Genomic DNA, 12,698 nt, shown 5'->3' with positions numbered 1-12,698 from the left:
ATAGACAAGCTATGACGATTGATTGAGTTTTTGGAGCTAATGATAATTGCGTTTGTATTTTTGTTTAATTGGTAGCGCGATAATGAATAAAGACATCACGATTTGATCGGACAATAAACGAAGTAAGGGTAAATAGCGATTAATATAACGCAATAAAAACATAAAAAATACAAAATTATTTGAGAAAATTGAAAAAAATAAATATAAGGAGTTAATTGATGAAAATATTCTTATATAGCCATATCAAGCGAATGATTGTCTTGTTGATGTGCAGCACAATCGCATTAAACTATCTGAGTAGCGCTGGTATTGTGATGGCCGACTCGATAGCAAATCACGAAATGAGTCGACAGCATCAGAAAGCACCACAGATTTCAGATAATTCCGAATCTGGATTGGAAATACCAAAGGGAAATCAGACGTCACAAACCGATGAACAGTCAGCCAAACAACCGGTGGAACAAAAAGTTCATGATGATCAGCAGGCGTCATTTCATGTGATTAATAACGCACCATCTACCGGACATATTTTAGGCGCTACAGCAACGGTCACTGACACCGAGACATTTGTTGCCGCTTGGCAAAATCCTAATGTGAGCGAGATTATTGTCAGTTCAAATTTTGATTATACATATAGTGATTACACGACGATGAGTAACAATTTACGAACAACAGATTGTATCATTACAAGCGCTAATCCAAACTCCCCAGTGACGATTAATTTTAAAGGTACAGGGAGTTCAATCTGTGGCTTAGGCGTCTCGAGTAATATTAGTACGACACCTAACATAACAATTAAGGATATTAATTTTTCAAGTAGTGAAACGGATGCAAGTATTAATTCTGATAATTTTAAAAATAGTATTTTGTGGCGTAATACCAATACGGATAATGTGTCGTTAGTAGGTAGTTTAACACTGGACAAGGTTAGTGTTAACTTAAGTGGTACCGGCTATCTCTCAGCTTTTTTATTACCAGGAATGACCATTAACCTACATCATTTAATTCAAATGACCACTAAAGGGAGTCAACTCATGGGTGGTACAATCCATGCCTATAGTGATTGTCAATATCAAGGGATACATAATAATCAAACAGCGACGACCGCGACAGCAACAACCAATTCGAATGGCTATGTCGTTGAAACCTGGGGGATTTTTAACAATTATCGACGAGCGAATACCAACCAATATACTAATGTCCAAGCAAAGGGGATTGATATTGACCAAGGGGCAAAGGTATTGATTCAGAGGAAAAATGAAAGCCGGGCTGGAAATGGCGTTGCTTCACAGGACTATAGCGTTATTGATGGTAGTGGCGAGATGAATATTGGGGGCACTTTATTACTTCAAAGTTATGATGGCGTTGTCGTGGCACGGAATAATATAAACAAGGTGGTAACGCAAACGACCAATTGGAATATTAAAACGGATGGCGTGTTAGCCATGTCGAGTATTACAAATGAGAACACAGCTTACAATGGTGTGATTCGCGTACCATCGGCAACGTTAAGTACAAACGCCCATGTCAATTTTAATTGTGCTAGTCGTGGCACGTTAGTGATTTCGCCATTAAGCGCTCAAGGACAATCAATTTGGATTCCAGGTAGTGCGACCGATGGCGGGGTCACATTAAAATTCCATGTTGATTCACCAAAATATTGCATGATTAATGGTGGTGAGACAGATTGGACCGGCTATACGACTGGGTCGAAGGTTTTAGAAATGAATATTATCAATAGTAACGTGTCATTTTATGGCAGTCTTAATGATATGAATAATAATAATTATTCAAAAGATGATCATAATTCTAGTTGGATATGGAATCATGTGGCAATCAATGAAATGGTGCAACATGGCTATACGCAAGGGGAAAATTATTTTCTGTTGAAAAATGGGACGCGTTATCCTACCACTGGAACTGCAGGTTATAATGCTTTTGGTAGTGTGGTTCAACAACAGGAATATACGGTCTTTGAAATACAGAGCCAGAATTTTGAGTGGTTAAAATGGGCCAAGCAACTACATGATGGAACATATCAAACTGATGATGGACAAATCTACCCTAATCGTCAAAGTATTCCGTATGTGAGTGATGAAACTGAGGCTATATCTGATTCAGACCGCTATATTCGTGGTGTTTATCATGTTGCTGCCCGTCCGACAATTGATTATGATAATGGGACTGTCACCTGGAGCGGGAGTGGGTCAGGACACACCATCACAGCAACGCCAACATTTAATCTGGTTAGTAATACGACGACCACGGACGCAAATGGGGTTTTTGAATTTGAAAGTCAACAGTCACAAAATTGGTCGCTACCAGCGGACGAGTCGAACGGATCGCTTTATCATTCAAAATATCAAAATGGCAATCAAACCTTCTCAATCAAGTTACCAAATGATGAAGTTGAAACAACAACGGTTAAAAAAACCGTGACGTATGCGCCACCGGTTTATGACCTATCAGCCATTATTTATGCGTCAAGCGGGTTTACTTTCAAAACAATGATTAACACGGATCGGATTATTTTACGTGGAGAAGATAGTGCTGATTCTTACGTGGATTTAATGACGTTAGATAGAGCAACTTATTCAACCAATAATGATGGTAAGGAATGGACTGTCACGGAAGCACAAATATTGGCCCATAATCAGGAAAATCCTAGTAAACAGATTGAACAAGGCGTTCAAATTCAGTTTTGGACACAAGCGACTGTGAATGACGAAAGCATTGAAGCGGCACCAGTGTCGTATAGCTATCATGACTATCAAGCGCATTCTGCTGAATATAGAACCATTGCACCTGAACAAAAATTGCCATATATTATTGATTCATTGGAGTATTTCAATTTTGGGAATTTCCGTCGAGGGATGGATGGTCATTTCAATAAAAATGCCTTGAATACGCATTATAGTACTAATATTGGGGCGTTGTTAGTCGGAGATGATTCAACAAATCACAATATACCTTGGGAAATTACAGCGTGTTATTCGTCTTTGGGTTCATTAACGGGGGATGATTTAATGTTAAGTTATCGCGCACAACAAGATGGCGCTGAACAGCTGATTTCAACAGAAGATTCGATGCTCTTTAATCGAGAGACGGGGAATCAAGGTGAGCCCGTGGTTAATTTGAGTCAAGATTGGAATCCAACAGGTGCATTAAATGAAAAAGGCTGGTTCTTGAGTCTAAATAGTAGCCATATGATAAAACATGGATATTATCTATATGATGATGATGATGATGATGATGGCATATCTTCACCAACAATTGTCTTGACGCTCAACAGCACGCCTTCCTAGTAGTGATGCTATAGCACAATGAGTGTGGATTTTTCTGGAGGATTGTCGCGATGAGAATGATTAAGAAGCTATTAATCAGTATAGCGTTACTTGAAATTGTTATTTGTGGGCTATCAGACTGTGTACTAGCGAATAGCATTGAAAATGGTGTTGACTTTAATGTTGAAAATAATCAAATGGCAACCGCAACGAATACAAACAGTGAATGGGGAGCAAAAGGCGAACCGTTAATGATTAATGGTCAACAAATTAATGGTGTGGTCGCCAACGGCTTTGGCTTTACTTATATTAGTCGCTTGAGTTTTGGAAATATATCTAGTAATATGCTGTCGAATACGATGACCAATGATGGTAGTTACAAAGACTTAGGCAATGCAGTTGGCATTTATCCGATTGTGACAGGGGTTCAAGTTGGCGAACATGGTGCCGCCTTTGGTGTGCGTCCGTTTTGTCAAATTGTTGACTTGCGTTCCGATAAGGCGGTGAATACACCTTTGTTAACAACGGTTAAGATGTCAGAGCCATTTCATACGTTTGTGCCACATCAAGGCGTGGGAGATGAAACCACTTATGAGCGTGAGGAATTATCACCGGAGAAAGTCAGGATTGAAACGGATGATAATTTTGTCTATACCTCATCGGGAAATACGAATTCATCCGAAGCGAATCGGAATGACACAAAGACGTTTCGTGCGGGTGAAGGGATTCATTGGGTAATGGATGATAATGCTGTCAATGCGATGTCGGATAATGCAGCAAATACCTTTGGCACATTTACTTATGAATATGGGGGTGAGGTGAATGGGCTTAAGGCAGAGAAAACCGGATCGAGTGGTGAGAATGAATACAATTTGGTTGGAAAGGGTAAATATAATACTGGCGATCGTGTGAAAGGGTGTTATTTTTTAAGAATCCCAAAGAATCAATCCCTTCATCAATTGACCTATACGGCAACCTTTACGTATACCCTTGGTGACTATCCGAGCCAAGAAAGTTGAGGTGAATGGTATGAATTTAACAAAAATAAACATCATGTTAATGGGTGCATTAGGATTAGGTTTCAGTTTTTTACCGCAACAAGCCTTGGCACAAACCACAACAGACTCGGCATTTATGATTAGCGATGCAGGCAGCTTGGGCGAGCATTTTAGTGCCGGCTGTATTAGATTTCAAATGACAACTAGTCAGGCATTAGATACACCAGAAAAACATATTTTCCATAATAGTGTGGTATCTACAGATAATTCTGAAGTGACGTTTGATGATACACGCGTACAACGGCCTAATGGACAGCAATATCAAATTTCTGTTCAACAAACTGGGACAACATGGTCGCCACTTACTACCGGACCGCATTCGATTCCCCAATCAGGACTAGTTATTTATTATCAAAATTACCCCTTGGCTAGTGCAGCAGCAGTATTTGTGCAATCAAACCCAAGTGAGCAACGCGGAACAGTGACGATCCCAATTCAAGAAAACACGTTTGAGGCCCATTTAGCCATGAATCAATCGATTCAGCCGGATGTCGCGTATGAAACGCAACTCTCTTGGCAAATTGAAGATACCCCAACTTAGAAAAATCAATGAATTTAACGCAGGTATCTGATGTTAATCAGGCTAATTAAGTGATTTTTTCTACGCTAAAGGATACGATTACCAACCAGTCGATAAATGTCATAAATGTGTGTGAGTAAGAACTATTATTCCTGTTTCAAAGAATAAAGTGATGATGATGTGAATCACATGACTAATGTAGACTTTGAAGTTGGGTTAGTTTGGTTGGTTTTGGGAAAGCTGATTTAAATAAAGTAAAAAAGTCCGAAATTAAGGACAAAAAATATGAATTAACATAACATTAGTATTTAATTCAATATCTTTTTGCAAAAACAAAACAAAAACACTTATTTTTCATCATATTCAATAGGCATAATAAAACATGTCGGATAGGCATACAAACAACACGTTAATAAAGGAGAAAACTAATGAAAAAATTAAAAGTCGTTACACTTAGTCTTACCACGTTACTGACTGTTTCTGCACTGACGCCCCTGACAATTTATGGCGAAGCAATTACAAGTATAAAGTCAAACGGAAAAGTAACCTTTACTAATAATAATACCGAACTTACTTTTCAAGGTGAGGCGGGTAACGTTGACTTCGGCTCGATTAATTTAAGTAGTTGGGGTGAGCCAAAAGGCAATCTGGCATCAGGCTTGATTCGCGTCAACGATGGTCGAGAAAGTCACGCGGGGCATTTTGGTATTACCGTTGAACAAAGTGGCAATTGGAATACAAATGAAATTGCAAAAGAAACCATGCCAATTTATTTTGGTGATTCATCAATTGCTAGTGATCAAATCACTTTCCGGTCAAATAGTGAAGACAAAAAGGGATTAACAACTTATTCGTACACAGCCGATGAATTTAAACTACATTTGCCAACGACTGGGACGCTGACCATTGGTTCCAAAGAGTCAGAACTTACATGGCGATTAAATAATACATATAGCGAATAATAACGAAACAATTGATTTGAGATAACAAAGTTTAGAGCGTTTGACATTTAGCAATTTGATTTGTCAGCCATAAAATGATGTGGGTTAAGTGCTTCGAATATAGCACCGTTCAGTTATTGGAATACTTGGTACATCTTTTTAGTGAAATGGCATCAATCAAATCATCTGAGAAGTAGTCGGCTCAGCTTGATTTGATTGATGCCATTTTGTATTGGTTAGGCTTGCCAAGCAGTTACTAAAGCCCGGGTAGCCCTTTCTGGATCGGAAGCTTCTGTGATGGCTGTGATGACGAAAAATCCAGCAACACCAGTTGCTTTTAATTGTGGCATATCGGCTAATTTCACGCCGCCACCGACAACGACAGGAATTGGTGATAGGTGTGCTAATTCGATTAATTCGGCTACTTGCCGAGTGTGAATTTCGCCTGTTTTCTCATCACGACCGGCTTCAGGTTTGGTTTGAGTTGGATGAAATGGCCCAGCACCAAAATAGTCAATATCTGTCACATCAGTTTCTTTGACATAGGCTAATAATTCGGCATTTCGTGCGGAAACGCCGAGGATGGCATCAGGGCCAAGATATTGACGACAAAAGTCAATGGGGAGGTCGCTTTGACCAATATGAAGACCATCCACTTTAATACCTAAGTCGCGGGCAGCAAGGACGACATCTAAGCGGTCATCCACAACGAGCTTGATTCGATCTTGTTGACCAGCTTCAGCAATTGCCGCAGCGGCATCACGAGTGTATGCGATGAGGTCTTTGGCATCAGCTACTTTTGAGCGAATTTGGATAAAAGTAATCCCACCCTTAATAGCTGCCTGAATCACCGACTTTACTGGTCGATTTAACGTGTTTTCAGGGCCAATAATAAGATAGGCGCTTAAATCAAATGATTTGGTTGCGGGCATGGTTGAGCCTCCTTATTTTTTCAGTCATTGTTTTAGTATAGCCAGGGCGAACATCAGCATTGAGTGACACATAGGCGCGTTGGCCTTGATCAGTTAACACCTGTGTGGCTGTCTTAACCACCGCAAAAACATCGTCCCAGTCACCTTCAATTTCGGTGGTCATGGCATGGGTCTGGTAGTCTAAGCCTGATTTTTCAATGACATCAATGATTTTTGCGACACTCGAGGCTAATTCGTCACCGGTACCGAGTGGGGCAATTGCAACTGAAATTAAGGTGTTCATTTAGATTGCCTCCACATCAAAGGGATTGTGGGCGATTTCTTCAGCGGTGGCATGATAGAGTGCATCGATGAAAGCTGTTTGGAAGCTAGCAGGACCATTGGCCAATTCTGCAGCGCGCTGACCAGCTAAATTGTAGATCTGAACACCAGTGAGGGCAGCTGTTAATGGGTCAGTACTAGTGGCATAAACATTGATGACGCCCCCAAGTGAACAACCAGCACCAGTAATGAGCCCCATCATGGGACTACCGCCGTGTGACATGATAACCTGTTGGCCATCAGTTACCAAATCGTCAGTTCCGCTAACGACTACCGCTCCGCTTGTATATTGGGCTAATGCAACGGCAGCCTGTCGTGCAGCGTCCACGGTATCTGTCGTGTCGACACCCTTAACCGTTGAATCTTGATGATGAATCAATTCCCACAAAGAAGCCAGTGCGATAATTTCTGACGCATTACCTTTAATAATCGTTGGCTTGTAACTTTTGAATTCGTGCATCAAGTTGGTACGCATGGTACCAATGCCGAGTGCAACTGGATCGAGCACCCAATTCTTATGTTGCTCGTGCATGGCCTTGGCTGTCGCTGGAAAGGTCTCAGTATAAAAGGGTTCCAAGGTACCTGAATTAAGGTAAAACGAGTTAGCCATTTGGGCTAGTGTGATTCCCTCATCTGGTAAATAAATCATTGCCGCACTACCACCAACAGCAAGTTGGGTATTGGCGACAAAATTAATCGTCACAGTGTTTGTGATTGACGGTGCGAGTGGCGTTGTTGATTTAACTACGCTGACGACTTGTTGCATTTTAGTTTGTAATTCAGTGACAGTATTCATGAACCCGACTCCTTTTTTTGCACAGCCTGAGGTAAATAAAAAATGGCCATCGACTGATGATAGAGCACATCGTCGTTGACCAAAAAAGGCAATTAAAAGATGTATCTCCCTTCGGATGCATTACCATCATCAGGTTCAATGGGTATTTCTCAGCCAAATTGGCACCCCAGATAATTGAAATTACGATTAGTATAGTCGACTTTTTAAGATTGTGCAAATTGCATTTTGTTGAGGCAGAGGAAATGCCTCTCCAAATGATAGATGTTGTATAATGAAAATGACCAATTGAGGGGGAAGTGATGGCTAAAAAAACACGCATTAAGAAAATTTTAGTTGAGCAAATTTTAGATAAGGCTGGCGTGCCATATGAAACGATTGTTTTTAACGCTGGTATGAATCGATCGGATGAAGAAATGGCACAATATCATCTCACTGAACATGATATTTATAAGACCTTGGCCTTAACTGGGAATGCAACCGGACCAGTGATTGGTGTTGTACCGTTAGATATGCATCTGGATGAAAAAAAATTAGCAAGTGTGTCGGGCAATAAGCGCGTTGATATGATTGCAACAAAGGATCTTCAAAAAACGACAGGTTATATTCATGGGGCTAATAATCCAGTTGGTATCTGGCAAACAAAGAAATTTCCAATTTACTTTGATTTAACGGCACAAAAAGCGTCATCAATCGTGGTTTCAGCTGGTGAAATTGGGCGTTCAATCCGGATTGATGCAACCGTATTGGCAGATTTTGTGCAAGGTCAGTTTGCTGACATTAGCATGGCGAATGCATCAAAATCAATTTGATGAGAAAGAGGCAGCAAGATAATGAGTGACACGCAATTACAAGGAATTCCGGTTTGGGTGTATCAAAAAGAAATTGGAACGAAAAAAAGCCTTGGCATGCCCAAAATTATCCAAGGCTATCAAGGCGATCCATATGAGATAACGGTGCCAAAAATTGATGGGTACAGCATGGATTCTGTCGAGGGTGAGTTGTCGGGACATTTTTCAGATACAACCCAAGTCATTACGGTTTACTACCGACCAACTGATGTGGCACAAATCGAACCGATGACGGGCCAATTTTTACATATTACGGCCGAAACTCAGACCTATGACCAACCTGATTTGTCGACTGCACCACGGCCAACGCCATTGACGGCAGATACGGATTGGCCAATATCAGTGCGGTTAGCTACGACGAAGGGCCTTTTTTGGCATCAAATTGCTGATTCACGCTGGGTATTGTACGATCGAAGAACAATGACCATTGAAAAAAAGGCCCGACAAAGTGGCATCAACACACCGCTCTATGATTGGGAAGCAGTCGCTTTTAGTGGTGCGGGACAGCTTGTGGCAACAGCACCTGATTGGCCGATTAAAGTTTATTCAAAACCGTATGGAGGCGAAATTAAAACTTTGCCAGCCGAATTGACGGTCATCTTAACACAGGTATTACATGATCCATCAGGTAAAGACTGGTACGAAATTGCTGGTCAAGGGTGGATTGAGGGCAGTAATTTGAAGTTAACCAATTAGAAAGTATGAGGCATGGTAAATGACGGAGCCAATTTTTTTAACACCAGTTTTGCATGAAAAGATTTGGGGCGGGACAGCCTTAAAAGATGTCTTTAAAATGCCGATTCCAAGTGCAACGACCGGTGAAGCTTGGATTATTTCAGGTCATCCAAATGGGGTGAGCCCAGTAGCAAATGATAAATATGCGGGCCAGACTTTAGCACAACTTTGGCAGAACCGACCAGATTTATTTGAAAATAAAGATGCCACGCGACCTTATCCGCTGTTGGTTAAGTTTTTGGATGCCCATCGAGATTTGTCAGTTCAAGTCCATCCAGATGATACTTACGCGGCTGCTCACCATGCTAGTGAATTGGGCAAGACGGAATCGTGGTATATTTTGGCAGCCGAACCAGGCGCTGAAATTTATTATGGTCATCAAGCTAAAACAAAATCCGAGTTTGATACACTAGTCGATCAGGGTGCATGGGATAAACTCTTGCAAAAGGTACCAGTTAAAGCCGGTGATTTTTTCTATGTACCGGCTGGAACACTACATGCCTTGGGGGCGGGGGTGTTAGCCTTAGAAACACAACAGAGTTCAGATGTGACCTATCGCGTCTATGATTTTGATCGACCTGATCCGAAAACAGGTGAGTTACGACAATTACATTTAGCAGATGCTAAGAATGTGACGACAGTTCCATTTGTACCAGAGAAGCCAATTGCGGAAACTTTACAATTGGGGGCGCTCACGAAAACCACGTTAGTCGAAGCACCATATTTTAATGTCTATCAAGATGTGATTGCTGGTGAGGCCTTTATGACTAAGCAGGCCCCATATACGCAATACACCGTGATTGCTGGTAGTGGGACGGTGACGGTCAATGAACAGGTGTATCCATTAGCTTTGGCAACCAGTTTTATCATGCCAGCTACCGTTGCTGAATGGCAGTTCTCTGGGGATATGACGCTGATTGTTTCAACCCCTGGGCCAAAGTCACGTTAAAATATAACTTGTTTTCAGATGATATGTCAGTATAATATTGACTATCCTAACTAAATAGCACGGCTGGCTGCTGAACTGGTCAAGGAGGTGATGCTTATGAATGACATAGGTAAAATCGACGAGAGGGGTCAGTAGTCTGTGCACGATTTGATATCGTTGCTCTGTGCTTTGACTGCATTGGTCAAGGCAATTGTCGTACTTATTCGCGTCTGGCGCGATAAGTAGGCAAACAAAAAAGCCGTGTGATAGATTGGTGGTCTGGATCACGGCTTTTATTAGTCTTATCGAGTAGCCAGCCTGTTTAGTCAGGTAGCTCATGTCTTTATTATAAGAGATGGGCTTTTTATTTTCAACTTATGGTTAAATGAGCAATGAAAAACGCATCACATTTGAGATAAATCTGATAGTCATTTTAACTTTCAAGGTTATCGTCATATGAGACGCGTTTTTTGAATTTGATTTATTTATGATGTGCACGTTTAGCCAAGAAGTCACCAGTAAATTGAATAATGACGATGAGGAGCAAGACGATAATCGTTGCTAACCACATAACGTCATTTTGGAAGCGTTGATAGCCAGTGACAATTGCGGTTGTTCCAAGGCCACCAGCACCAATGGCACCTGCCATGGCCGTTAAACCAACTAAGGAAATCAGGGTCACAGTTGAGACGCGGATCAATTCAGCGCGCCCTTCACGTAGATAGACGTCAACGATAATATCCCAATTAGTTGCGCCATAGGCACGGGCAGCTTCAATTTTACCCGCACTGACACCAAGTAGAGCCACTTGAACTTGACGCGCAAAAAATGGAAAGACACCAAGTGAAAGTGGGACGAGAGCAGCGGTTGCCCCAATGGTAGTGTGGACGATTAGTTGCGTGATTGGCGAAATGACTACGACCATGATAATAAATGGAATGGCTCGACCGATGGAAACAACCTTATCAAAAATTTGAAAAAGGGCATGATTAGGTGTTAAACCATCATCAGTCGTTAAAACTAAACCAATGCCAAAGAGCAAACCTAAGATACCACCGAAAATAGCTGCACCAAAAGTCATGTATAGCGTTTGCCAGATAGCAGTACCCCAGCCGAAGTCACCACCCCAACCTTGGGTATAAATATTTGGGAAATAAGTGTTAATCCAATTAAACATTAGTGGTTCCCCCCTTGTGGAATGGTATTGATTGTTACGTGATTTTGTTTAAAGGCAGCAATGGCGTATGTTAACTGGTCGTTGGTTCCTTTCAAGACGACGAGGGCTGTACCCACTGGCGTATTGGTTAAAATTTCCATATTTGAGTACAAAATATTGGCTGACACATTGAAATCGGCATAGAGGCGTGAAATCAGTGGTTGTGCCGTTTGTTCACCCACAAAGTCAATGGAAACTAGCACTTCATCATTTGCCAATGGATGTGTCGTCAGTAATTCTTGCACTTTAATCAACGCTTCTTCACGGTTTGTGGCGGTGTTAATGAAGTCTTTGGTTAATTGGGCTTTGGGTGCAGTGAATATTTCTAACAATGTACCGCGTTCGATGATATGTCCATTTTCCATGACAGCCACGTGGTGGGCAATTTCTTTAATGGCTTGCATTTCATGGGTAATTAAAACAATGGTCAAACCAAGGGTCTGGTTTAATTTCTTGAGTAAAGCTAGAATTTGATTTGTTGTTCGTGGATCCAAGGCGGAAGTTGCTTCATCTGAAATCAAAATATCAGGATCATTTGCCAAAGCACGTGCAATCGCAACACGTTGTTTTTGACCCCCTGAAAGTTGTGCGGGGTAATTATTGGCACGATCAGATAAGCCAACGAGCTCAAGGAGGTGGTTAACCTTTTCAATCTTAGCTTTTTTAGATAGTTTGGCGTGTTTGAGGGGCTGGGCAACGTTTTGGAAAACGGTGATTTCATCTAAAAGATTAAAGTGCTGAAAAATCATACCGATTTTTTTCCGTGCGTTGCGTAAAGCATTAGGGTCAAGCGTTGTCATCTCGACGCCTTGAACTTTAACAGAGCCACTGGTAGGTTTTTGCAACATATTAATTGTTCGAACCAAAGTCGACTTACCAGCGCCTGAGTAGCCAACAATGCCATAAATATCGCCTTGATTGATTTGAATCGTTTCATCTTGGACGGCGACGATTGTTTGTTTTTTTTGTTTAAAAGTGACATTGATATTTTCAAGTGCAATAATTGCCATGTTTCATCTCCGTTTCAATTCTTCTTCATATAAAAAAGCCACACGTAGGTCATCGTTTGTGGGCAGATTAAGTTTTATATGTATCCCCCAGGAGATGATCAAGGGGGGA

Annotated in this window: 12 protein-coding genes and 1 riboswitch; of the genes, 7 read left to right on the top strand and 5 right to left on the bottom strand. The window is 41.2% G+C overall.

Features of this window, described 5'->3' with window-relative positions:
- The first annotated feature begins 218 nt into the window (after positions 1 to 218).
- The 4 genes from H9L19_RS03285 (at position 219) to H9L19_RS03270 (ending at position 5,824) form a co-directional block, all read left to right on the top strand.
- Complete coding sequence (locus H9L19_RS03285; protein ID WP_187529724.1) at positions 219 to 3,305, top strand: hypothetical protein; 3,087 nt, start codon at positions 219 to 221, stop codon at positions 3,303 to 3,305.
- A 50-nt stretch (positions 3,306 to 3,355) separates the two neighbouring features.
- On the top strand, positions 3,356 to 4,303 hold the full coding sequence (locus tag H9L19_RS03280; RefSeq protein ID WP_187529723.1) for a hypothetical protein: 948 nt from the start codon (positions 3,356 to 3,358) through the stop codon (positions 4,301 to 4,303).
- 10 nt (positions 4,304 to 4,313) lie between these two features.
- Complete coding sequence (locus H9L19_RS03275; RefSeq protein ID WP_187529722.1) at positions 4,314 to 4,883, top strand: hypothetical protein; 570 nt, start codon at positions 4,314 to 4,316, stop codon at positions 4,881 to 4,883.
- Between the two features lie 407 nt (positions 4,884 to 5,290).
- Complete coding sequence (locus tag H9L19_RS03270; RefSeq protein WP_187529721.1) at positions 5,291 to 5,824, top strand: hypothetical protein; 534 nt, start codon at positions 5,291 to 5,293, stop codon at positions 5,822 to 5,824.
- Between the two features lie 215 nt (positions 5,825 to 6,039).
- On the opposite strand, the gene H9L19_RS03265 is transcribed toward H9L19_RS03270, so the two are convergent.
- The 3 genes from H9L19_RS03265 to thiM are packed head-to-tail and all read right to left on the bottom strand — an operon-like array spanning position 6,040 to position 7,852.
- Entirely contained in the window at positions 6,040 to 6,735 is a 696-nt protein-coding gene (locus tag H9L19_RS03265; RefSeq protein WP_187529720.1) for a thiamine phosphate synthase, read from the bottom strand.
- Positions 6,713 to 7,018, bottom strand: coding sequence for an MTH1187 family thiamine-binding protein (locus H9L19_RS03260; RefSeq protein ID WP_187529719.1), 306 nt, complete (start codon positions 7,016 to 7,018; stop codon positions 6,713 to 6,715). Before H9L19_RS03260 ends, H9L19_RS03265 begins: the two co-directional genes overlap by 23 nt.
- Positions 7,019 to 7,852, bottom strand: a complete 834-nt coding sequence (thiM, locus tag H9L19_RS03255; RefSeq protein WP_187529718.1) for a hydroxyethylthiazole kinase — start codon at positions 7,850 to 7,852, stop codon at positions 7,019 to 7,021.
- 89 nt (positions 7,853 to 7,941) lie between these two features.
- Positions 7,942 to 8,031, bottom strand: a riboswitch (TPP riboswitch).
- Positions 8,032 to 8,151: 120 nt separating this feature from the next.
- Between thiM and H9L19_RS03250 the strand changes: the two genes are divergently transcribed.
- The 3 genes from H9L19_RS03250 to H9L19_RS03240 are packed head-to-tail and all read left to right on the top strand — an operon-like array spanning position 8,152 to position 10,384.
- Positions 8,152 to 8,661 carry an aminoacyl-tRNA deacylase gene (locus H9L19_RS03250; protein ID WP_187529717.1) on the top strand — a complete coding sequence of 170 codons (510 nt, stop codon included), beginning with the start codon at positions 8,152 to 8,154 and terminating at the stop codon, positions 8,659 to 8,661.
- 21 nt (positions 8,662 to 8,682) lie between these two features.
- Complete coding sequence (locus H9L19_RS03245) at positions 8,683 to 9,396, top strand: MucBP domain-containing protein (RefSeq protein WP_187529716.1); 714 nt, start codon at positions 8,683 to 8,685, stop codon at positions 9,394 to 9,396.
- 19 nt (positions 9,397 to 9,415) lie between these two features.
- Positions 9,416 to 10,384: a type I phosphomannose isomerase catalytic subunit gene (locus H9L19_RS03240; protein WP_187529715.1), complete on the top strand. Its 969-nt coding sequence runs from the start codon at positions 9,416 to 9,418 to the stop codon at positions 10,382 to 10,384.
- Positions 10,385 to 10,844: 460 nt separating this feature from the next.
- On the opposite strand, the gene H9L19_RS03235 is transcribed toward H9L19_RS03240, so the two are convergent.
- Complete coding sequence (locus tag H9L19_RS03235; RefSeq protein WP_187529714.1) at positions 10,845 to 11,540, bottom strand: methionine ABC transporter permease; 696 nt, start codon at positions 11,538 to 11,540, stop codon at positions 10,845 to 10,847.
- Positions 11,540 to 12,589, bottom strand: coding sequence for a methionine ABC transporter ATP-binding protein (locus tag H9L19_RS03230; RefSeq protein ID WP_187529713.1), 1,050 nt, complete (start codon positions 12,587 to 12,589; stop codon positions 11,540 to 11,542). Before H9L19_RS03230 ends, H9L19_RS03235 begins: the two co-directional genes overlap by 1 nt.
- Positions 12,590 to 12,698 lie beyond the last annotated feature (109 nt).

The sequence above is a fragment of the Weissella diestrammenae genome, from assembly GCF_014397255.1.
In the GTDB taxonomy this organism is placed as follows: Bacteria; Bacillota; Bacilli; order Lactobacillales; family Lactobacillaceae; genus Weissella; species Weissella diestrammenae.
Note: the sequence above shows the minus strand (reverse complement) of the source record. Positions and strands in the feature narration are given on the sequence as shown.

Excerpts from the sequence above, each read along its gene's own strand:
- H9L19_RS03285 (WP_187529724.1), top strand. The coding sequence starts at position 219 with ATGAAAATATTCTTATATAGCCATATCAAGCGAATGATTGTCTTGTTG.
- H9L19_RS03280 (WP_187529723.1), top strand. The coding sequence starts at position 3,356 with ATGAGAATGATTAAGAAGCTATTAATCAGTATAGCGTTACTTGAAATT.
- H9L19_RS03275 (WP_187529722.1), top strand. The coding sequence starts at position 4,314 with ATGAATTTAACAAAAATAAACATCATGTTAATGGGTGCATTAGGATTA.
- H9L19_RS03270 (WP_187529721.1), top strand. The coding sequence starts at position 5,291 with ATGAAAAAATTAAAAGTCGTTACACTTAGTCTTACCACGTTACTGACT.
- H9L19_RS03265 (WP_187529720.1), bottom strand. The coding sequence starts at position 6,735 with ATGCCCGCAACCAAATCATTTGATTTAAGCGCCTATCTTATTATTGGC.
- H9L19_RS03260 (WP_187529719.1), bottom strand. The coding sequence starts at position 7,018 with ATGAACACCTTAATTTCAGTTGCAATTGCCCCACTCGGTACCGGTGAC.
- thiM (WP_187529718.1), bottom strand. The coding sequence starts at position 7,852 with ATGAATACTGTCACTGAATTACAAACTAAAATGCAACAAGTCGTCAGC.
- H9L19_RS03250 (WP_187529717.1), top strand. The coding sequence starts at position 8,152 with ATGGCTAAAAAAACACGCATTAAGAAAATTTTAGTTGAGCAAATTTTA.
- H9L19_RS03245 (WP_187529716.1), top strand. The coding sequence starts at position 8,683 with ATGAGTGACACGCAATTACAAGGAATTCCGGTTTGGGTGTATCAAAAA.
- H9L19_RS03240 (WP_187529715.1), top strand. The coding sequence starts at position 9,416 with ATGACGGAGCCAATTTTTTTAACACCAGTTTTGCATGAAAAGATTTGG.
- H9L19_RS03235 (WP_187529714.1), bottom strand. The coding sequence starts at position 11,540 with ATGTTTAATTGGATTAACACTTATTTCCCAAATATTTATACCCAAGGT.
- H9L19_RS03230 (WP_187529713.1), bottom strand. The coding sequence starts at position 12,589 with ATGGCAATTATTGCACTTGAAAATATCAATGTCACTTTTAAACAAAAA.